This is a genomic window from Nocardia sp. PE-7, assembly GCF_030486425.1.
Classification (GTDB): Bacteria; Actinomycetota; Actinomycetes; order Mycobacteriales; family Mycobacteriaceae; genus Nocardia; species Nocardia salmonicida_A.
On the sequence record NZ_CP129614.1, the window covers coordinates 7,122,870 to 7,141,880 of the forward strand.

Below are 19,011 nucleotides of genomic sequence, written 5' to 3' on the forward strand. Positions count from 1 at the left end.
GGGTGGAGGACAATTCATTTGCCGGTCGTCTACTGGTCGGCTCGCGACGGTATGCATGCCAGGTGAACGCACGTCCAGGTCTACGCCTCCTTCCCCTTACCGCCGCTCTGTGCGCTGCCGCCGTTGTGGCGGGCTGCGCGCCGGATCCCGATGCCGGCTTCACCGCGGGCAAGGACCAGCCGCTGGTGATCTCGCTCGACGACATGGTCGCCGAGGCCGGGACGAGCGCGGTGCTCGGGGTCAGCCTCGAGCCCGAGCACGGCAACGTCACCCGTCGGGCCGACGGTGCTTACGTCTACACCCCGAGTGCCGGCTACATCGGTCTCGACCAGTTCACGGTCACCACCACCGACGCGGTTCGCCTCTACACCACCGACATTCCGGTGCTCGGTGAATTCGGCGGTTCCACGGTGCAGGGCAGTGGATTCGGGTCGGCCTGGACTCCGGTGCCGGGTAGCGCCGACGAGTTCTACGGACTCACCGACCGCGGCCCGAACGTCGACGGTCCGGCCAAGAACGAAAAGCTTTCGCCGACCCCGAGTTTCGTGCCCAAGATCGGCCGGTTCAAGCTGGTCGACAACAGGGCTGTGCTGCAGTCGAGCATCGAGCTGCGCAGTAAGTCGGGTGTACCTTTCAACGGCCAGGTGGACATCTCGGCCACCACCGGCGAGACCATCAAGGACCTCCAGGGCAATGTCCTGCCGCCCACCGATCACGGTATCGACCCCGAAGGTCTGGTCGCACTGGCCGACGGCACCTTCTGGATCTCCGACGAATACGGGCCGTTCCTGGTGCACTTCGATGCAGGGGGCACCGAGATCGAGCGGCTCGCCCCAGGCAGCGGCCTGCCGAAAGAGATCGCGCTGCGCACACCCAACCAGGGCATGGAGGGGCTGACCATCACCCCCGACGGCAGCACCCTGGTCGGAATGGTGCAGAGCGCGCTCAACACCCCCGGGCTGAGCGGTTCGGCCAAAGAGGTGCCGTTCGCGCGCATCGTGACAGTGGACCTGAAGACCAAGGCGCAGAGGGAATTCCTGTACCCGCTGGAAAATCCGAAGCAGTCCAAGGTCGCGGTCTCGGAGATCACCGCGCTGAGCGCCACCACCTTCCTCGTCGACGAGCGCGACGGCAACCTCGCACCCGAGTCGAACAAGAAGATCTGGACCATCGACATCGCGGGTGCCACCGATGTCGGCCCGCAGGCCGCGGTGCCCGGCGCGACCTATGACGCAGAGAAGGGCGGCCTGCTGATCGACGGCAAGCCCCTGGAGACGCTGATCGGCGTCACCTCGACCGCTGATGCCGTCGCCGCGCTCACCAAAGTGGGCGTCACCCCCGTCGCGAAGAAGAGCAATCTGGACCTCTCCGCGCTGGTCGCCGCGCTCGACGAGAAGGGCCGGTTCTTCGGTCACGACAAGATCGAGGGCATCGCCACGCTCGACGGTGGCAAGACCATCTACATCGCCAACGACAGCGACTTCGGCCTTGCCGCTAGCCAGGGCGAACAGCCCCCGTTCGGCTTGAAGCCCAAGACGTTGCCCAACGGCGTGCAGGACACCGGCGAGGTGCTCGCGGTCGACACCACCAAGCTGCCCGCGAAGCTCGACGGCTACACGGTGAAGATCACCGTCAAGTAGTCCACTCGCGGGCTTCGAGGAGGACCGCGGTGGCCAGGGCGAGCAGCCACAGTGACATGGTGCCGACCTGGATTCGCTGGGCGATGCCGAGTGCGTAGGAGCCGGACAGGTTGTCGGCGACCATCATCCAGATGGTCGCCGCCGACCCGAGGATCAGCACGGCGACGCCGAACTCACGCAAGATCCGCCACCGGTGGTAGCGGTAGGCGGCGGCGCTGAACGCGAACGCCGCCACCGCGATCGAGGTGACGGCCAGGGTGCTCGTCAGGGCGTGTGGTTGGTGCAGTTGCGGGAACAGGCCGCTGTCGCCGCCGCACGAGCTGTCACCCGGGGCGCAGTCGTGCAGCGGGAGCAGGGCGTCGGCGATCGTGGACGCGCCGAAGCAGAGCAGGGCTGTCCAGCCGATCGTGGTCAGCCGGCGGCGCCGGAAGACGAGCAGCCCACCCAGCGCCGCCGGGATCAGCAACAGGCCGACCACTTTGTCGGCGGTGCCGAACACCTCGCGGTACGGCTTGCCCTCGGCATCGAGTTCGCTGAGGAAGTCGTTGACCGGGTCGGTGTCGATCGGCAGCACGAATTCCAGCAGCCAGGACGAATAGCACAGGCCCGCGACCGCGATCGCGAGGGCGATCAGCAACGAATAGCCACGGGTGTGCCGTGCGGATTCGGTCACACCGACCATTGTGCGTGTCCGGCCCACCCCGCCCCGATCAGGCGCGTCGAGAGCGCGGACGTGGTTTCATCGAGCAGCACAGGCACGCACACAGGTTGCTGTCAGGTTCACCGTGCAGGGTGGTTGGTAACCAACGGAGAGGTCCTCGATGAGCTACGTGATCGCGCTGGCAAGTTTCGCCACGATCCTGGCACTGGCCGTGTCCGGCTTCGTAGCGGCGGATGCGTCGCGCGCACGGGTGCGGGTTCGCGCCGAAAGCACTCCGCGTCGTCGCTGAAAACCATAATATTCGCAGTTCAGCTGGGCTTTGATCGCTCCACCAGTTCGGTGATCCGCTCCGCTGCCGTATGCGGATCCTCGTGCTCCCAGACCCGCACTACCCGCCAGCCCGCCTCCGTCAACGCGGCATCGGTGGCCCGATCGCGGGCGACATTGCCTGCCAACTTGTCGGCCCACCACTGCGCGTTGTTCTTCGGATCGGTCGCGTGAGCAGGGCAGCGATGCCAGAAACATCCGTCGACGTACACGGCGATGCGCAGCCGGGGAAACACCACATCCGCGCGACGCCGCTGCCCTTTGATGGGCGGGCGGTCGATGAAGTACCGCAGGCCCGCGCGGTGTAATTCGCGGCGTAGGGCCAGCTCCGGCGCGGTGTTCGCGCGTCGCTGTTTGGACATGCGTGCGCTCGTCGCCGCGTCGGTCGGTGGCAGCGAGGCCCGCCGCGCGCTCATGCCGCCCAGCCGCCCATGCGGTCGAGGTGGTCGCGGACATCGTCGAGGAATCCGGGCGGAAAGCGCAGGTTTCCCATCTCGGTGCGACGCAGGAATCCCGCCGTCGCGCGGGGAGAGAGCAGACGCGGTTCGGTGAGGAAGTTCTTCAGGTCCTCGTAGGGCTCGTGGACCGGCCAGGTCGAGAGGGGAACGCGGTGCACGACGCCCGCGTGACCCCAGGCCGCGCTCGGCCATGGTTGGCCCGCGGCGATCGGTTCTCCCAGGGTCAGCGGATCCGACGGTGCGGCCAGGCGTTCACCGACCCAGTTCGCCATCCGCACGCTCACGGCGTTGCCCACCAATTTCCAGCGATGACCGTGGCGCACGCCGGGAACGTCGAGGGCGGGGGCGGTCCAGTCTGCGTCGAAGCCCTGTAATCGTTCACCGTCGACGATGCCCGGCGTCACGATCTCGCCCGCGGGCAGCCGGACCGCGGGCGGACTGGCGATGCCGAGCCCGGAGCCACCCTTGAGGGTGGGCACGGCGTTCACCACCCAGCCGAGGCCACGCACACCTTCGGTCCAGTAGAAGCCGCACGGATCGCGTTCCGGGTCGCCGTAGTCGCGGGGGCCCGCGTCGTCGCCGAACAGCACCTGACGGGGGTCCTCGGTGCGCGAAGCCAGCATCAGCACGCGCTGACGCCGCTGCGGCAGGCCGAACGCGCGGCCGTCGACGACCCGGTATGCCCAGGCGTACCCGAGTTCCTCCAGCGCGGCGGTGATGTGGCGCATCGCCGCACCACGACTGAGCTGCAGCATGAACGGGACATTCTCGATCAACAACCAGCGCGGCCCACGTTGCCTGCGAACCAGCCGGAACACCTCGTCGACCAGGCCGGATCGACGGCCGGTGATGCCCGCCGTTCGCCCGGCCTGTGACAGGTCCTGGCAGGGGAAACCGGCCGCGACGAGCTCGGTGCCCGCGGGTAGTGAACGCAGTCGGGTGATGTCACCGTGCAGGTCGGTATCGGGGAATCGAGCGGAAAGGACGCCCTGGGCGCCGGGGTCGATCTCGCACAGCAGCTCCGAGGTCCAGCCGTGCCTGCTCAGACCGAGTTCGAGCCCGCCGATCCCGGCGAACAACCCGACCATCCGCATCAACGACCCCTGTGTCTTCGGAGCGCGGCCGCGCTCGAGTTCGCGGCCCCGATCGGCCCGCTGTTCGGCGGCCGATCTTCGCGCCTGCGCCGCATTGTATCGGGCCGCTGAACAGCGAGCCGACCGCGAACGAGCGTCCGAGAAGGCGGAGTGGTTCGTCAGCTGGACGGTGAGCTCCGGCTCGGTGGCGGTACGAGGTCGAGGGAGCCGGAGGCGTCGGTTCGCACAGGTGGACGAAGGGGCCTCGCGGGAGAAAAATCAATGGCCGGAGGTGGGGGTGCTCTGGGACTCTTGAGGAGCCGAACTTGTCGGACCCCGGTGCGAACATCACCTGGCGTCCGTACCGGAGAACCCAACCAGCCGACCGGGCATCAAGGGGGAGTTTTGTCTGTCACATCAGAGCTGGCGGCTGCCGAATCGGAGGCCGACAGATCGGAGCGGCCTGCGCCGCGGTCGAGTGGGGGGATGCGGTCGCTGAGGCGATTTCTGCCCTTTCTCCGCCCCTATCGGGTGCCGCTGCTGCTGGCGAACGCGTTGGCGATCGTTACCGCGAGCACCGCGATCGCGATTCCGCTGGTGATCGCGCGGGTGGTCGACGGGCCGATCGCGGAGCGGGATTTCGTCGGCCTGCTGGCACCGGTCGCGCTGATCTTCCTGCTCGGCTCGCTCGAATCATTCGGTATGTGGGGCAGGCGATGGCTGGTATCCAAGCCTTCGACGATGTTCGAGATCACCATGCGCGCCAAGCTCTTCACCCAGCTGCAGGCGCTCTCGATCGGACGCCACGACGGCTGGCAGTCGGGCCAGCTGCTCTCGCGCGCCATCGACGATCTGTCGGTGATGCGGCGGTTCGTCGCGTTCGCTGGCCCGTTCCTCATCGTCAACGGGGTGATCATGCCCACCGGGCTGATCGTGCTGTTCGCGATGAATTGGCAAGTGGGACTGATCTTCACGGTCACGTCCCTGCCGCTGACGCTGTTCTGCGCGCGATTCGTCCGCCGGTTCGAGGTGGCCTCGCGGCGTTCGCAGGACCAGTCCGGCGACCTGGCCACCATCGCCCAGGAATCCGCGCAGGGCGTGCGGGTACTCAAGGCGCTGGGTCGCGGCCGGTTCTTCGGTACGCGTTTCACCGCCCTGTCCCGGGAACTGCGGCGCACCGAGATGGAGAAGGTGCGTCTCGACGCGACACTGTGGGCCGCGTTGGTGACCCTGCCGACCGTGTCCATCGCGCTGTCGCTCGGGGTGGGTGGCTACTCGGTGGTGCACGGGTCGATGACGATGGGCACGCTCGTCGCGAGCATCACCCTGGCCACGTTCCTGCAGTGGCCGATCATCTGGCTCGGGTTCCTGTTGTCGGAGCTGTTCGAGGCGCGCACCGCGGCCGATCGCTACTGGGAGATCATCGACACCCCGCTCGACATCGCCGACCCACCGAACCCGGCGGAACTACCCACCCCGCCGCGCGGGGAACTGGTGATCGACCGTGTCCGCTTCGCCTACCCGCGATCTGGAGACGGACCGGAACACACCGTGCTGGAAGAGATCTCGCTGCGGATCAGGCCGGGGGAGACGGTCGCGCTCGTCGGCGCGACGGGCAGCGGTAAAACCGCGCTGCTCGAGCTGATTCCCCGGCTCTACGACGTCGATGGCGGCAGCATCACCATCGACGGCGTCGATATCGCCACCCTGCGGCTGGCCGAGCTGCGCCGGGTGGTGACGGTGGCCTTCGAGGAACCGGTGCTGTTCTCGGCCAGCGTGCGCGAGAACGTCGCACTGGGCGACCCGCGCGCCACCGACGCCGATGTGCGTCAGGCGCTCGATATCGCACAGGCAGGCGAGTTCGTCGACGCGTTGCCGTGGGGACTCGACACCCGCATCGGCGAGCAGGGCATGAGTCTGTCCGGCGGACAGCGTCAGCGTCTGGCCCTGGCCAGGGCCGTGCTCACCGGTGACACCGCGGCGAGCGGCCGGATCATGGTCCTCGACGATCCGCTCTCGGCCCTCGACGTGGAAACCGAAGAGCGCGTACAGGATCGGCTGCGCTCGGTGCTCTCCGGAGCGACCACCCTGCTCGTCGCGCACCGGCCGTCCACCGCCGCACTGGCCGACCGTGTCGCCTTGCTCGCCGACGGTCGCATCGTCGCCGAGGGCAGCCACGAGAAACTGCTGCGCACGAGCAGCCACTACCGCGAACTGATGGGAGGTGAGGCATGAGCACCGAGACCGTGACACCGGAAGAGGCAGCGCCGGAGAAGGAATCCGATCTGGCCGCCGACTGGCGTGGTATCGCCAAGGAGGACGACACCGTCACCGGAACCGGAAACCTGGTGCTGGCCGGTCGATCCCGGCGACTGCTCTTCGATCTGGTGCGCCCCTACCGCAAGCAGGCGATCGGGACCTTCGTCCTGATCCTGCTCGACAACGCGGCCAAGGTGTCGCTGCCGCTGTTCATTGCCTATGGCCTGGACCACGGCATCAGCCAAGGCCGCCAGGGCAATTGGACGCCGATGCTCGCGACCGTCGCCGGCTTCGTCGGGGTGACGTTGCTGTCGGGGCTCACCACGTTCGCCTTCCTGCGGGCCTCCGGGTGGCTGAGTCAGCGGGTGCTGTTCGACCTGCGGGTTCGCGCGTTCCAGCACACGCAGCGGTTGAGCGTGTCATTCCACGAGAAGTACACCTCGGGCAAGGTCGTCACCAGGCTCACCAGCGATATCGAAGCGCTGCAAGAACTGCTCGAAGGCGCGCTGAATCAGGCGCTGAGCGCGGTGATCTCGGTGGTGACCATCGCGGCGCTGCTGATCTGGCTCGATCCGATGCTCGCCTCGATCGTGTTGATCGGGTTCGTGCCGCTGGTGCTGGTCACCCGGTGGGCGCAGCGGCGTCAACGGGCGGGCTATCGGCGCACGCGCGGCGCGATCTCACGCGTTGTCGTGCAGTTCGTCGAATCGATGAGCGGTATGCGCGCGGTGCAGGCATTCCGTCGCGAACACCGCAACGAGGAGGTCCTGGGCGCCGAGGACTCGGTGTACCAGAAGGCGACCACCAGCGCGGTTCGCGGAATGGGCGACTACGTCGGGCTGTCGAATTTCATCGGCAAGCTCACCACGGTGATCGTGCTGCTGGTCGGCGCCTGGCAGGTGATGGAGGGCAACCTCGCGATCGGTGTGCTCGCCGCGTACCTGCTCTACCTCGACCAGTTCTACGGCCCGCTCGACGAGCTCGCGCAGGTGTTCAACTCCTACCAGTCCGCTGCCGCGGCGCTGGAGAAGATCTCCGGCGTGCTCGAGGAGGAACCGGCCGTCGCCGAACCGGAACACCCGGTCACGCTCGATCGCTCGACCGGCGCGGTACGGATGGACAAGGTGAGCTTCGGTTACAACGCCACCTCGGTGCTGCCGGAATTCGACCTGGAGATTCCAGCCGGACAGGTGGTGGCGCTGGTCGGCGCCACGGGCGCGGGCAAGTCGACGCTGGCGAAACTGCTCACCCGGTTCTACGACCCGAGCGGTGGCGTCATCACCCTCGACGAAGTGGATCTGCGCCACCTGGCCGATGCCGAGCTGCGCAGGCACGTCGTGATGATCACGCAGGAGGCCTACCTGTTCTCCGGCACCATCGCCGACAACATCCGGCTCGGCAGGCCCGACGCGACCGACGCAGAGGTCGCCGCGGCCGCGCGTGCGGTGGGGCTGGACGTGTTCGTCGCGGGACTGCCCGACGGGTATGCCACCGACGTGCGCACGCGCGGCGGCAGGCTTTCGGCCGGGCAGCGTCAGCTGGTGGCGTTCGCGCGGGTGTTCCTGGCCGATCCGGCGGTGATCGTGCTCGACGAGGCCACGTCCAGCCTGGACATCCCCGGTGAGCGGCTGGTTCAGCACGCGCTGGAGACGCTGCTGCGCGACCGTACGGCCGTGATCATCGCGCACCGACTGTCCACCGTGGCCATTGCCGATCGGGTGCTGGTGCTCGACGGTGGCCGGATCGTGGAGGACGGCCCACCGGCCGAGCTGATCGCGGGCCAGGGACGCTTCGCCGGATTGCACGCCGCCTGGCGGGATTCGCTGGTGTGATGCGCCCGTGTTGTGTGGCGGCGGGGCTGGTGTCGCTTACCGTAGAGAGGTGACGACCCCAGCCCCGGGCCCGGCGGACGGCCCCACCGAGATCAAACCGGCTTCCCGGTGGCCTACGGTGCTCACCTGGCGTGCCCACGACAACTCCCGCATGGAATCGGTGCGCGTGACGGTGAACGGCAATCGGATCAGGGCGGCGGGCCGACTGATAGGTAGTGCCGGCGACGAGCACCCGGCGTTCAGCGCGTCCTACGACCTCGTCACCGATGAGGCGGGCGCCACGCGGCGGTTGTCGCTGCGCACCACCACCGCGGCCGGTGAACGCCACGCCTCGATCTCGCGCGACGAGGAGAACTACTGGCTCGTCGACGCGGGCGGCACCCACGTGCGCTCCACCTTCGGCGGCGCACTCGACGTCGACGTGGTGCTGAGTCCGTTCTTCAACACCCTGCCGATCCGGCGGTTCAGCCTGCAGCACGCCGTCGGCGACGTCCAGGTCCCGGTCGTCTACGTGCGACTACCCGACCTGCTGGTGCAGGAGGCCGAGCTCACCTACTCGAGCGCGGCCGACGGCATCAACGTCCTGTCCCCGGTGTCGAGCGCCACCCTGACGGTCGACCCGGAAGGTTTCGTCCTGGACTACCCGGGACTGGCCGAACGCGCCTGATCCGGGCGAAGGCAGCGACTCAGAGTGCGCGCAGCACTCCACCGTCGCGCCCCGCCCGATGCAGTTCGCCGAGCCAGTCGCCGGTGCCGGGAGTGATGCCGGTGATGTCCCATGTCGTGCGGTCGTCGTAGGCGGTGCGGCCGTGGAAACCCGTCTCGACGAGTTCGCCGAGGCCGCCGTCCGCACGCAGGGAATCGCGTGCGGTGACGAGTGTCTCGATGGCCTCGTCGAGCACCCGACCCAGCGCGGCCGCGTTCGGTTCGCAGATGGCGCGCACGAGGTCGGGGGCGGTGGCCGCGACGCGGGTCCCGTCGCGGAACGAACCCGCCGCCAGTCCGAGCGCCAGCTTCCCGCCCCCGGCACCCGCGGCGGCCAGCGCTTCAGCCAGTACATGCGGCAGATGCGAGATCCGCGCGACGGCCTGATCGTGTTCCTCGGCGAGCACCGGAACCACCACCGACCCACAATCCAAGGCGAGCCGTACCACCCGCGACCATGGTTCTACGCGCGTGCCCTCGTCCACCCCGACGGCCCACACCGCACCCTGGAAGAGATCTGAATCTGTTGCAGCCCAGCCTGATTGGGCCGTTCCGGTCATCGGATGACCACCCACATACATGGCCTCGAGTCCACGCTTGCGGACCGCGTCCAGCACCGGTCCCTTCACGCTCACCACATCGGTCAGCGGGCAACCGGGCGCGAGTGTGGCGATGTCGGCCAGCAGAGATGCGACGGCGGGCATCGGTACCGCGATGACCAGCAGCGCGTCCACCTCGGCTGCCCGAATCAGCACCGCGGACAGGTCGCCGGAGACGTCGAAGCCGTCCTGACACGCCGCGGAAACCCCGGATTCGGAACGGTTGTAGCCGAACGCCCGGTACCCCGATGCGACGGCGGCGCGCAGCAGCGAACCGCCGATCAGGCCGGTCCCGAGGACGCAAACAGCCCCACGCTCGTCGATGCTCATCGGAACAGATTGGCACACGAGTTCATCATTAGGGGTGGGACAGACTACCGTTTGGTCCATGGCAGCACAGCGCTCGGGCACGAACAGGGCGACGTCGGATGACGACTTCGACGTCGAGGGGTTCGCAGTGGCCGTGGTCCGCGAAGAAGGCACGTGGCGGGTCAGCCCGCTCAGCTCCGACGCCCTGCACGATCTGTCGGCCGCGGAAACCGAACTGAAGGCTTTGCGCAGCTCAGGTGCGGTGTTCGGCCTGATCGACGTCGACGACGAATTCTTCATCGTGTTGCGTCCCGCGCCGAGCGGCACCCTCCTGCTCGTTTCCGACGCGACCGCGGCGATCGACTACGACATCGCCGCCGACGTCCTCGACGCGCTCAATGTCGAGATCCCCGATATCGACCCCGACGACCTCGACGACGTCGAACCGTGGGAAGAGGGCGACCTCGGGGTCCTGGCCGACCTCGGCCTGCCCGAACCGGTCCTCAGCGTGATCATCGCCGAAACCGACCTCTATCCCGACGAGCAACTCGGCATGATCGCCCAGCGCCTCGGGTTCGCCGACGAGTTCGCCGCGGTCCTGGACAAAATGCCGAGGTGACCGACGAGGAGATGATGCGCGCCGCCTTGGCGGCCGCAGCCGACGCCGACCCGCGCGATGTGCCGGTCGGCGCCGTCGTCTTCGACGCGCAGGGCCGCGAACTCGCTCGCGCCACCAACGCCAGGGAAGCCCTCGGCGACCCCACCGCCCACGCCGAAGTGCTCGCCCTGCGCGCGGCAGCGACCGTCCACGGCGACGGGTGGCGGCTCGAGGGCGCGACTCTGGCCGTCACCCTCGAACCGTGCACCATGTGCGCGGGCGCGCTCGTGCTGGCCCGGGTCGGCAAGGTCGTCTTCGGTGCGTGGGAACCCAAGACCGGTGCCGTCGGCTCGCTCTGGGACGTGGTCCGCGACCGCCGCCTCAACCACCGCCCCGAAGTCCGCGGCGGAATCCTGGAAACGGACTGCGTCGCCCTCCTCGACACCTTCTTCAAAAACCAACGCTGACCAGCCGATTTAACAATCCCCCACCCGCTCCGGTACCGTAGTCGGCGGTGGCGTGTCCGAGCGGCCTAAGGAGCACGCCTCGAAAGCGTGTGAGGGGTAACCCCCCTCCGAGGGTTCAAATCCCTCCGCCACCGCCAAAGCCTCTGACCTGCTATCTCCAGGTCAGAGGCTTTTTCTATGTTGTGTCGCGGTGCGACCATGATCCTGATCGACTCGGGCGAACTTGATCAGGATGACAGCGACGGCGAGCCAGGCTACCGCGTACAGCACGGCGCGTATCGGGCTCCGGTTGTCGGCGAGCAGGAGGGCGCCGAGGACGGCGAGGCCGGCCAGCAGGGCGAAGATTCTCACTGGCGGTGCCTCTCGATGGATTCCGTTGTGCTGCTGGAGGAATCGGGCGTGAGTTGTGGCGACGTGTTCGAGCCTCTCACGTTGTTCACACAGGTGGGGGGCTTTTTCTTGTCTGGAAAGTGCGGCGGTACGACGAGGGCGAGGTTCGGACGGCTCGGGTGAAGTGGTGCCGGAAGGTGACCGGGGTGGCGAAACCGGCTGCGGTCGCGATCTCCTCGATCGGTGCGTCGCCGGTCTCGAGCATGGCCAGGGCTGCCTGAATCCGCTGGGCGATCAGCCATTTGCTCGGGGTGGCACCGGTTTCCCGGACGAAATGGCGCAGGTAGGTGCGCGGGGACAGGCCTGCCACCCTGGCCAGGTCGGGCACGCCAATCGGGTCGGCGAGGTGTTCGAGTGCCCAGGAGAGACTGCGGGCGATGGGCGCGTCGAGGGGTGCGGGGGGCATGGGGGATTCGATGTACTGGGCCTGGCCGCCCGTGCGGTGCGGCTGGATGACGAGTCGACGGGCGACCGCGTTGGCGACGGAGGCGCCCAAATCGGTGCGCACCAGGTGCAGTGCCAGGTCTAGACCGGCGGCGCAGCCCGCGCTGGTGAGGATGTCGCCCTCGTCGGTGTAGAGCGGTTCGGGGTCGACGTCGACCGCGGGGTAGCGCTCGCGCAGGAGGTCGGCGTATCGCCAGTGGGTGGTGGCGCGGCGGCCGTCGAGCAGGCCCGCGGCGGCGAGGGCGAAAGCGCCCGAGCAGATCGACACGATCCGGGAGCCGTTGCTGTGTGCTCGGCGGAGCGCGTCGATCAGTTCCGGCGAGGTTCGTGCGCGGGGGTCGGCGACGCTCGGGACGACGACCGTCTCCGCGGCGGCGAACTCGGCCAGACCATGCGGGGTGGTCATGGTCGCGCCGCCGATCACGCGGACGGGGTCGGGGGTTTCGGTGCAGATCTTCAGCTCGTACCAGGGCTGCTCGATATCTGGCCAGGTCAGACCGAAGACCTCGATGACGATGCCGGTTTCGAACGCCGTCATCCCGTCGTAGGCCAGCACCGAAACTGAGCTCATGTCTAAATCTTAGCGATAGTCGTCATCTACGCCACTTCTCCCGCTGACGCGGAGGTCAGACCATGGAGATATGTTGAAGCAACTGAAGGACTTCGCCATCGGAATCCATGCCGCGAACGCGATCAGGCACGGCATTCGTCCGCCTGTCGAGGCTCGCCGCGGCAGCCGGAAGCCACAGTGCGGGAGCGAGTGCGGCCCCCGATAACGGTCGCGATGCGAGAGCGGGCACGATCTGTCGTCGGGTATTCACCTGCGTCCGACCTGCGGTGTATACCTCGCGTAATAGACTGGGTTACACCGAATCCTGGAAGGAACGATGTTTATGCGCGGGCGACAGCCGCCACCCGCGAAGTCCGGGATGGGGCTCGGGGGAAAGCTTCTGGTTCTCATCGTGCTCGGCTGGGTTGCCGTCGGGCTGCTCGCCGCTGGTCAGCGGCACCACTTCGCCCACCTGCCCAAGCAATGTTCGGACTGGGCGACCATCGCGGTCACGGCCGCGGCGGGTCCGACGAACTACATCGGGCTCAATCCGCGCGTCACCGAATGCCAAGTGCCGCAGCCGAGTCAATAGCGAAATGGCCGGGGAACCAGAGTTCCCCGGCCATCGACGCGCGGTCCTACGGTACCGGCGCGACCTCGCGCTGATCGGCCTGGATCTCGCGCAGCCGCGAACCTTCGACGTCGATATCGGGCACGATCCGATCCAGCCACTTCGGCATCCACCACGCCCACTTACCCAGCAGCACGAGCAAAGCGGGAATGAGCACCATCCGGACGACGAACGCGTCCAAGGCCACGCCCGCCGCCAGCGCGAAGCCCATCGACTTGGCGGTGACGTCGGATTCCAGCAGGAACGAACCGAACACCGAGATCATGATGATCGCCGCCGAGGTCACCACGCGCGCACCGTGGTGATAGCCCTTGATCACGGCATCGGTGGGATCGGCGCCGTGCACGAATTCCTCGCGCATGCGGGTCACCAGGAACACCTGGTAGTCCATCGCCAAGCCGAATACCAAGCCGATCAACATGATCGGTAGGAAGCTGACCAGCGGATGTGGATCCTTGATCAGCCCGAGTTCGCCCTCCTGGAAGATCAGCACGGTCGCGCCGAAGGTGGCCGCCATCGACAACAGGAAACCGAGCGCGGCGGTGAGTGGGACCAGGATCGAGCGGAACACCAGGATCAGCAGGATGAACGCCGCGCCTGCCACGATCGCCATGTACGGAACGATCTTGCTCAGCAGTACATGGTCGATATCGGCGTAGATGGCGGTGGTTCCGGTGATGCCGTACGACATGTTGTATTGCTCGTTCAGATCGGATTCGGCGGCGCGCGCCGACTGCACCAGATCCTTCGTCGACTGAGCGTTGGGTCCGGTCTTGGGAATGCCGTTGATCAGCGCACCCGCCCCGTCCTTGCTCATCTGCGGCTCGGTGACCAGATCCATGTCGGGGTAGGACTGCAGCTTGACGCGCAAGGCGTTCAGCGCCGCCGGACGCTGGTCGGCGGGGGTTTCGCTGAGGTCGACGGCCACCTGGAGCACACCGTTGCTGCCCTCGCCGAAGCCTTCGGTGCGCAGGTCGTAGGCCTTACGGACGGTGGTCGACTTGGGCAGGCTGTCCTCGCCGGGCAGGCCGAGGTTCAGGTTCAGCGCCGGTGCCGCGAGCAGGCCGAGCACCACGATGGCCAGGATCATCGTGACCGCGGGGAATTTGGCGATCACCCTGGCCACGCGGGTGCCGTTGGTGACGACACTGTCGTCCTCGGGATCGTGCTGGGCGATCACCGGCAGCTTCGGCTTGAACAGGGCCTTGCCGAACGCGCCGAGCAGGGCAGGCATCAGCGTGATGGCGGTGAGCACGGCGAACGCCGCTGCGATGGCGCCACCGAGACCCATGAACGTCAGGAATCTGACCCCGACGATGCTCAGCCCGACCAGCGCGATGATGACGGTGAGCCCGGCGAACACCACCGCCGAACCCGCCGTCCCCAGGGCTGAGCCCGCCGCTTCCTCGGCGGAATCCTGCACCGCCAGTTCATGTTTGTAGCGCGAGACGATGAACAGCGCGTAGTCGATCGAGAGCGCGATGCCGATCATCGAGGCGAGGAAGGTGGTGAAGCTCGGCACCGACACCACCGACGTCGACAGGAAGATCAGCGAAGTCGCCGCGCCGAGTCCGACGATCGCGGTGATGATCGGCACGAACGCGGCGACGATCGCGCCGAACGCCACGATCATCACCACCAATGCCACAGCCATACCGATCATCTCGGACTTGCCGCTCGGCATCTCCTGTTCCATCGCGATGGTGCCGCTGATCTCGACTGTCAGCCCGGCCGCGCGGGCGGTGTCGCCCGCGTTGTAGGCGGCCTCGCGTTCCTCGGCGGTGATGTCGGCGAAGTCGGTGATCGCGAACGGGACGCTGAAGTACGCGACGGTCTCGGGTTCGGTCTCGTTCAGCACATTCAGGGGTGCGCCACTGCATGTCGACGGATCGGGTTGCCCGGTGAGACAGCCCATTTCCTCGGTGGCGGTGATCGGATTCACGATCGGTTCGGCATGGTCGACGATGTCGAGCTGGTCGAGCTTGCCGATCAGGTCATCGATCGCGGCGCGGTTGGCCGGGTCGGTGAGCTTCTGGCCCGCGGGCGCGCCCACGACATAGGTGCCGGTCACCGCGTCGAACGCGAACGCCTCCGACATACCGGGGAAGTGCTTGTCGAGGATTTCGGTGGCCCGTTCCGAGGGCAGGTTCGGCATGCTGAAGTCATCGGTCATCGGCTTCTGCAACGAGGATCCCAGCCCCGCGAACACCATGAAGAGCAGCAACCAGACGGGCAGCACAATCCATTTGCGGCGGAAGGCCAGCTTGCCCCACCGGTAGAGATAGACAGACACGGTTCTTCTCCTCGTGGATCGGTGCGGAGCGCGGATCGGAGGTATAGCCGGGTCGAACTAGCCCTGAGTCTGGTGCCCAGCAACGGCGATATCAAGCACCGGTGCAGCGCGGATGCCGAAAACGAACGGCCCCGCAATCCGGTAGCGGATTGCGGGGCCGTTCGGGTCAGTGACGGATCAGCCGACCGAAACCGGGTGTTTCACCGTTTCGACGGTCTCGTTGCGCAGCTGCTCGAGCTTCGCGCCTTCGACGTCGATATCGGGCACGATCCGGTCGAGCCACTTCGGCATCCACCAGGCCCACTTGCCCATGATCACCAGCAGTGCGGGGACGACGATCATGCGGACGATGAACGCGTCGATCGCGACACCGGCGGCCAGCGCGAAACCGAACGACTTGGCGGTGACGTCGGTTTCCAGGATGAAGGAGCCGAACACCGAGATCATGATGATCGCGGCCGAAGTCACCACGCGAGCGCCGTGGTGGTAGCCGGAGACCATCGCGTCCTTGGGCGACTTGCCGTGCACGAATTCCTCGCGCATGCGGGTCACCAGGAACACCTGGTAATCCATCGCCAAGCCGAATACCAAGCCGATCAACATGATCGGCAGGAAGCTGACCAGCGGCTGCGGATCCTCGATCAGGCCGAACTTGCCCTGCTGGAAGATCAGCACGGTCGCACCGAAGGTGGCGCCCATCGACAACAGGAAGCCGAGCGCCGCGGTGAGCGGGACCAGAATCGAACGGAACACCAGGATCAGCAGGATGAACGCGGCACCGGCCACGATCGCCAGGTACGGCAGGATCTTGCTGAGCAGCACATGGTCGACATCGGCGTAGATGGCGGTGGTGCCGGTGATGCCGTATTTCATGCCGTACTGCGCGTTCAGATCCGCTTCCGCGCCACGTGCTTCGGCGACCAGATCCTTGGTGTCCTGGTTGTTCGGACCGGACTTCGGGACACCGTTGAGCATGGCGCCCTGGTTGTCCTTGCTCCACACCGGCTCGGTGACGTAATCCATGCCCTCGTAGGACTCGAGCTTGGCACGCAGCGCACCGACCGCGGCCTTACGCTCGGGCTCGGGCGTGGCACTCAAGTCGGCGGCGACCATGAGGACGCCGTTGCTGCCTTCGCCGAAGCCTTCGGTCCGCAGGTCGTAGGCCTTACGGATGGTGGAGGTCTTCGGCATGCTGTCGTCACCGGGCAGGCCCAGGTTCAAACCGGCGGCAGGCGCGGCGAGCGCACCGAGCACGAGCACCGACAGGATCAGCGCGACCCACGGCGCCTTGGCGATCACCTTGGCGAAACGCTGACCGTTGGTGACCGAGGTCTCGTCGTCGGGATCGTGCTGTGCCACGATCGGCAGCTTCGGCTTGAACAGCGACTTGCCGAAGGCGCCCATCAGCGCGGGCATCAGGGTGACGGCGGTGAGCACCGCGAACGCGGCGGCGATGGCGCCACCCAGACCCATGAAGGTCAGGAACTCCACGCCGACGATGCCGAGCGCGCCGAGCGCGATGATGACGGTGAGACCGGCGAACACCACGGCCGAACCGGCGGTACCGAGCGCGGTGCCCGCGGCTTCTTCGGCCGAATCACGCACGGCCAGTTCGTGCTTGTAGCGGGAGACGATGAACAGCGCGTAGTCGATCGACAGCGCGATACCGATCATCGAGGCCAGGAAGGTGGTGAAGCCGGGCACCTCCATCACCGAGGTACCGAGCATGATCAGCGAGGTCGCCGCGCCGAGGCCGACGATGGCGGTGATGATGGGCACGACCGCGGCGACGATGGCGCCGAAGGCCACCACCATCACGATCAGCGCGACACCCATGCCGATCAGTTCGGACTTGCCGCTCGGCTGTTCCTGCTTCATCGCGATCGAGCCGCTGAGCTCGACGGTGAGCCCGGCGTTGCGGGCTTCGGTGCCGACATCGAAGGCGGCATCGCGCTCTGTGTCGGTCACATCGGTGACCGCCTTGATGGTGAACGGGACGCTGAGCACGCCGACGGTGTCGGGTGCGGTCTCGCTCAGCACGTTGAGCGGGGCGGACGAGCACTTCGACGGGTCAGGGGCGGCGAGGCAGCCCATCTCCTCGGTGGCCGCGACCGGGCTGGTCAGCTTCTTCTCGTGATCGACGATCGACAGGTCGTTGAGCTTGGCGATGAACGCTTCGATCGCGGCCCGGTTGGCCGGGTCGGTGAGCTTCTGCCCCTCCGGCGCGCCGATCACGTAGGTGCCGGTGACGGCATCCATCGAGAACTGCTCCGACATGCCTTCGAAGTGCTTGTCGAGGATCTCGTTGGCGCGCGCCGACGGGAGCTCGGGCATGCTGAAGTCGTTGGACATCGGCTTGCTCAGCGTGGCGCCGAGGCCGCCGAGCAGCACGAACAGCAGTAGCCAGGCCGGCAAGACGATCCATTTACGGCGGAAAGCGAACTTTCCCCATCTATACAGGTATACGGACACGCGGGTGCTCCTAGCGCGAAGAACGGGTGGGTGTGGCATGGCTCGTAGACAGCACTCGCGGGCCACCCCTGCGGGACCCGCCTCCACAACATCGTTTTCTGCCTACCGTGCGGTAGGTAGACTACCTAGGAGATAAGTGGAGGAGCAACCTCGATATCGAGGGCTTCGGATGCGTCACATCGAATCATGGGAGGATTGCCGCCATGCCCGCCCGAGACATCGCCGAACCCGTCACCGCAGGTGGGGGCACTAAACAGGCGATCCGTGATGCCGCGGTCGCACTGTTCGCAGCCAAGGGTTTCGAGCAGACGAGCCTGCGCGAGGTCGCGGATGTGGTGGGAATCACGAAGGCATCGCTCTATTACCACTACGCTTCGAAGCTCGATCTGCTCCTCGCGATCATCGATCCGATCATCGATCACATGCGCGACATCGTCGACGACATCGACGCCGTGCCCTATGACGACGAGGGTATCCGCGCGGTCCTGCGCACCTATCTGCGCGGCATGATCCGCCACCGCGCCGCGGGCGCGCTCTGCGTGCGCGACACCGCGGCCATCGTCAACGCCATCGCCGACCGCTACCCCGACCTGATGGAACCCACCCGTGAGCTGCGGCTGTGGCTGGCCGGGCCCGACCCGTCCCAGGACTCGATGCTGCGTGCCGCCGCCGCCATCGAGGTGCTCGGGGTGGCGCTGCTGTCCTCGGAGCTGGCGCCGGGCGCCACCGACGAGATGGTCGAGAGGACTCTCCTCGACGCGGCAACCTGCGTACTGACCGCGTGCGGGACCGCGTAAGTTCGACATCGTGCATATCACCGCCAGGGTCGATTACGCGGTGCGAACGCTGCTCGAGCTCGCTGCGGCCGATGGAGTCGTCAAGTCCGAGGCCATCGCCGCCGCCGCGCAGATCCCACCGAAGGTGCTGGAGACGGTGCTGGCCGAACTGCGTCGCGCCGAGCTCGTGCTGAGCAGGCGAGGTCCCGACGGCGGGTATCGCCTCGGCAGGCCGGCGACGGAGATCTCGGTGGCCGATGTGATCCGCGCGGTGGAGTCGCCGCTGGCGTCGGTACGCGGGCAGCGGCCCGAAGACGTCCGATATCCCGGTGCGGCGGAACCGTTGCAGCAGGTGTGGATCGCGCTGCGGGTCAATATCCGGGCCGTGCTGGAGAATGTCGCCATCGCCGATATCGCCGCCGATCGACTGCCCGATTTCATCGGTGAGCTGGTCGCCGACCCCGGCGCGTGGGCGCGTCGCGAACCGCGCACACCGGCAGGCGCCTGAGTTATCCACAGGCTGAGAG

The 19,011-nt window shown here is 67.0% G+C and carries 18 protein-coding genes and 1 tRNA gene; 11 read left to right on the forward strand and 8 right to left on the reverse strand.

What is annotated here, in order from left to right:
* Positions 1 to 62 precede the first annotated feature (62 nt).
* Positions 63 to 1,640, forward strand: a complete 1,578-nt coding sequence (locus QX204_RS33285) for an esterase-like activity of phytase family protein (protein ID WP_301904420.1) — start codon at positions 63 to 65, stop codon at positions 1,638 to 1,640.
* Here QX204_RS33285 and QX204_RS33290 read toward each other — a convergent pair.
* Entirely contained in the window at positions 1,633 to 2,313 is a 681-nt protein-coding gene (locus tag QX204_RS33290) for a DUF998 domain-containing protein (protein ID WP_301904421.1), read from the reverse strand. The two genes, QX204_RS33285 and QX204_RS33290, sit on opposite strands and share 8 nt — an antisense overlap.
* Positions 2,314 to 2,461: 148 nt before the next feature.
* On the opposite strand from QX204_RS33290, the gene QX204_RS33295 reads away from it, so the two are divergent.
* Complete coding sequence (locus tag QX204_RS33295; RefSeq protein ID WP_255532839.1) at positions 2,462 to 2,590, forward strand: hypothetical protein; 129 nt, start codon at positions 2,462 to 2,464, stop codon at positions 2,588 to 2,590.
* A gap of 19 nt (positions 2,591 to 2,609) precedes the next feature.
* Here the strand turns inward: QX204_RS33295 and QX204_RS33300 are convergent, their stop codons facing one another.
* On the reverse strand, positions 2,610 to 3,023 hold the full coding sequence (locus tag QX204_RS33300; RefSeq protein ID WP_301908198.1) for a very short patch repair endonuclease: 414 nt from the start codon (positions 3,021 to 3,023) through the stop codon (positions 2,610 to 2,612).
* Positions 3,024 to 3,040: 17 nt separating this feature from the next.
* Positions 3,041 to 4,174 carry a DNA cytosine methyltransferase gene (locus tag QX204_RS33305; protein ID WP_301908199.1) on the reverse strand — a complete coding sequence of 378 codons (1,134 nt, stop codon included), beginning with the start codon at positions 4,172 to 4,174 and terminating at the stop codon, positions 3,041 to 3,043.
* A 471-nt stretch (positions 4,175 to 4,645) separates the two neighbouring features.
* Between QX204_RS33305 and QX204_RS33310 the strand changes: the two genes are divergently transcribed.
* From QX204_RS33310 to QX204_RS33320, 3 genes are read left to right on the forward strand one after another with little or no spacing between them, the layout of a single operon-like run.
* On the forward strand, positions 4,646 to 6,394 hold the full coding sequence (locus QX204_RS33310; protein WP_301904424.1) for an ABC transporter ATP-binding protein: 1,749 nt from the start codon (positions 4,646 to 4,648) through the stop codon (positions 6,392 to 6,394).
* On the forward strand, positions 6,391 to 8,250 hold the full coding sequence (locus QX204_RS33315; RefSeq protein ID WP_301904425.1) for an ABC transporter ATP-binding protein: 1,860 nt from the start codon (positions 6,391 to 6,393) through the stop codon (positions 8,248 to 8,250). Before QX204_RS33310 ends, QX204_RS33315 begins: the two co-directional genes overlap by 4 nt.
* 49 nt (positions 8,251 to 8,299) lie before the next feature.
* Positions 8,300 to 8,917: a putative glycolipid-binding domain-containing protein gene (locus QX204_RS33320; protein WP_131816641.1), complete on the forward strand. Its 618-nt coding sequence runs from the start codon at positions 8,300 to 8,302 to the stop codon at positions 8,915 to 8,917.
* Positions 8,918 to 8,936: 19 nt separating this feature from the next.
* Here QX204_RS33320 and QX204_RS33325 read toward each other — a convergent pair whose 3' ends face one another.
* Positions 8,937 to 9,884: a prephenate dehydrogenase gene (locus tag QX204_RS33325; protein WP_301904426.1), complete on the reverse strand. Its 948-nt coding sequence runs from the start codon at positions 9,882 to 9,884 to the stop codon at positions 8,937 to 8,939.
* Positions 9,885 to 9,942: 58 nt separating this feature from the next.
* Between QX204_RS33325 and QX204_RS33330 the strand changes: the two genes are divergently transcribed.
* The 3 genes from QX204_RS33330 (at position 9,943) to QX204_RS33340 (ending at position 11,065) form a co-directional block, all read left to right on the forward strand.
* Entirely contained in the window at positions 9,943 to 10,482 is a 540-nt protein-coding gene (locus tag QX204_RS33330) for a tRNA adenosine deaminase-associated protein (protein ID WP_062989500.1), read from the forward strand.
* Between the two features lie 11 nt (positions 10,483 to 10,493).
* Positions 10,494 to 10,928 (forward strand): nucleoside deaminase, encoded by a 435-nt coding sequence (locus QX204_RS33335; protein ID WP_301908200.1) that lies wholly within the window; start codon positions 10,494 to 10,496, stop codon positions 10,926 to 10,928.
* Between the two features lie 46 nt (positions 10,929 to 10,974).
* A tRNA-Ser gene (locus QX204_RS33340) sits at positions 10,975 to 11,065 on the forward strand.
* 25 nt (positions 11,066 to 11,090) lie between these two features.
* On the opposite strand, the gene QX204_RS33345 is transcribed toward QX204_RS33340, so the two are convergent.
* Positions 11,091 to 11,279, reverse strand: a complete 189-nt coding sequence (locus QX204_RS33345) for a hypothetical protein (RefSeq protein ID WP_301904427.1) — start codon at positions 11,277 to 11,279, stop codon at positions 11,091 to 11,093.
* Between the two features lie 85 nt (positions 11,280 to 11,364).
* Positions 11,365 to 12,333, reverse strand: coding sequence for a GlxA family transcriptional regulator (locus QX204_RS33350; RefSeq protein ID WP_301904429.1), 969 nt, complete (start codon positions 12,331 to 12,333; stop codon positions 11,365 to 11,367).
* Between the two features lie 322 nt (positions 12,334 to 12,655).
* Here QX204_RS33350 and QX204_RS33355 point away from each other — a divergent pair, with 322 nt between their 5' ends.
* A complete protein-coding gene (locus QX204_RS33355) occupies positions 12,656 to 12,904 on the forward strand; it encodes a hypothetical protein (protein WP_301904430.1) in 249 nt (82 codons plus the stop codon).
* A 46-nt stretch (positions 12,905 to 12,950) separates the two neighbouring features.
* Here the strand turns inward: QX204_RS33355 and QX204_RS33360 are convergent, their stop codons facing one another.
* Both QX204_RS33360 and QX204_RS33365 read right to left on the reverse strand, forming a co-directional pair.
* A complete protein-coding gene (locus QX204_RS33360) occupies positions 12,951 to 15,236 on the reverse strand; it encodes an MMPL family transporter (RefSeq protein WP_301904431.1) in 2,286 nt (761 codons plus the stop codon).
* A gap of 177 nt (positions 15,237 to 15,413) precedes the next feature.
* Positions 15,414 to 17,708 (reverse strand): MMPL family transporter, encoded by a 2,295-nt coding sequence (locus tag QX204_RS33365; RefSeq protein WP_301904432.1) that lies wholly within the window; start codon positions 17,706 to 17,708, stop codon positions 15,414 to 15,416.
* A gap of 203 nt (positions 17,709 to 17,911) precedes the next feature.
* Here QX204_RS33365 and QX204_RS33370 point away from each other — a divergent pair, with 203 nt between their 5' ends.
* Both QX204_RS33370 and QX204_RS33375 read left to right on the forward strand, forming a co-directional pair.
* Positions 17,912 to 18,505 carry a TetR/AcrR family transcriptional regulator gene (locus QX204_RS33370; RefSeq protein WP_301904433.1) on the forward strand — a complete coding sequence of 198 codons (594 nt, stop codon included), beginning with the start codon at positions 17,912 to 17,914 and terminating at the stop codon, positions 18,503 to 18,505.
* Between the two features lie 10 nt (positions 18,506 to 18,515).
* On the forward strand, positions 18,516 to 18,992 hold the full coding sequence (locus QX204_RS33375; RefSeq protein WP_301904434.1) for an RrF2 family transcriptional regulator: 477 nt from the start codon (positions 18,516 to 18,518) through the stop codon (positions 18,990 to 18,992).
* The last annotated feature ends 19 nt before the right edge of the window (positions 18,993 to 19,011 follow it).

Coding starts and splice junctions, on each gene's coding strand:
- QX204_RS33295 (WP_255532839.1), top strand. CDS start 2,462: ATGAGCTACGTGATCGCGCTGGCAAGTTTCGCCACGATCCTGGCACTG.
- QX204_RS33305 (WP_301908199.1), bottom strand. CDS start 4,174: ATGGTCGGGTTGTTCGCCGGGATCGGCGGGCTCGAACTCGGTCTGAGC.
- QX204_RS33310 (WP_301904424.1), top strand. CDS start 4,646: ATGCGGTCGCTGAGGCGATTTCTGCCCTTTCTCCGCCCCTATCGGGTG.
- QX204_RS33315 (WP_301904425.1), top strand. CDS start 6,391: ATGAGCACCGAGACCGTGACACCGGAAGAGGCAGCGCCGGAGAAGGAA.
- QX204_RS33325 (WP_301904426.1), bottom strand. CDS start 9,884: ATGAGCATCGACGAGCGTGGGGCTGTTTGCGTCCTCGGGACCGGCCTG.
- QX204_RS33330 (WP_062989500.1), top strand. CDS start 9,943: ATGGCAGCACAGCGCTCGGGCACGAACAGGGCGACGTCGGATGACGAC.
- QX204_RS33335 (WP_301908200.1), top strand. CDS start 10,494: ATGATGCGCGCCGCCTTGGCGGCCGCAGCCGACGCCGACCCGCGCGAT.
- QX204_RS33350 (WP_301904429.1), bottom strand. CDS start 12,333: ATGAGCTCAGTTTCGGTGCTGGCCTACGACGGGATGACGGCGTTCGAA.
- QX204_RS33355 (WP_301904430.1), top strand. CDS start 12,656: ATGCGCGGGCGACAGCCGCCACCCGCGAAGTCCGGGATGGGGCTCGGG.
- QX204_RS33370 (WP_301904433.1), top strand. CDS start 17,912: ATGCCCGCCCGAGACATCGCCGAACCCGTCACCGCAGGTGGGGGCACT.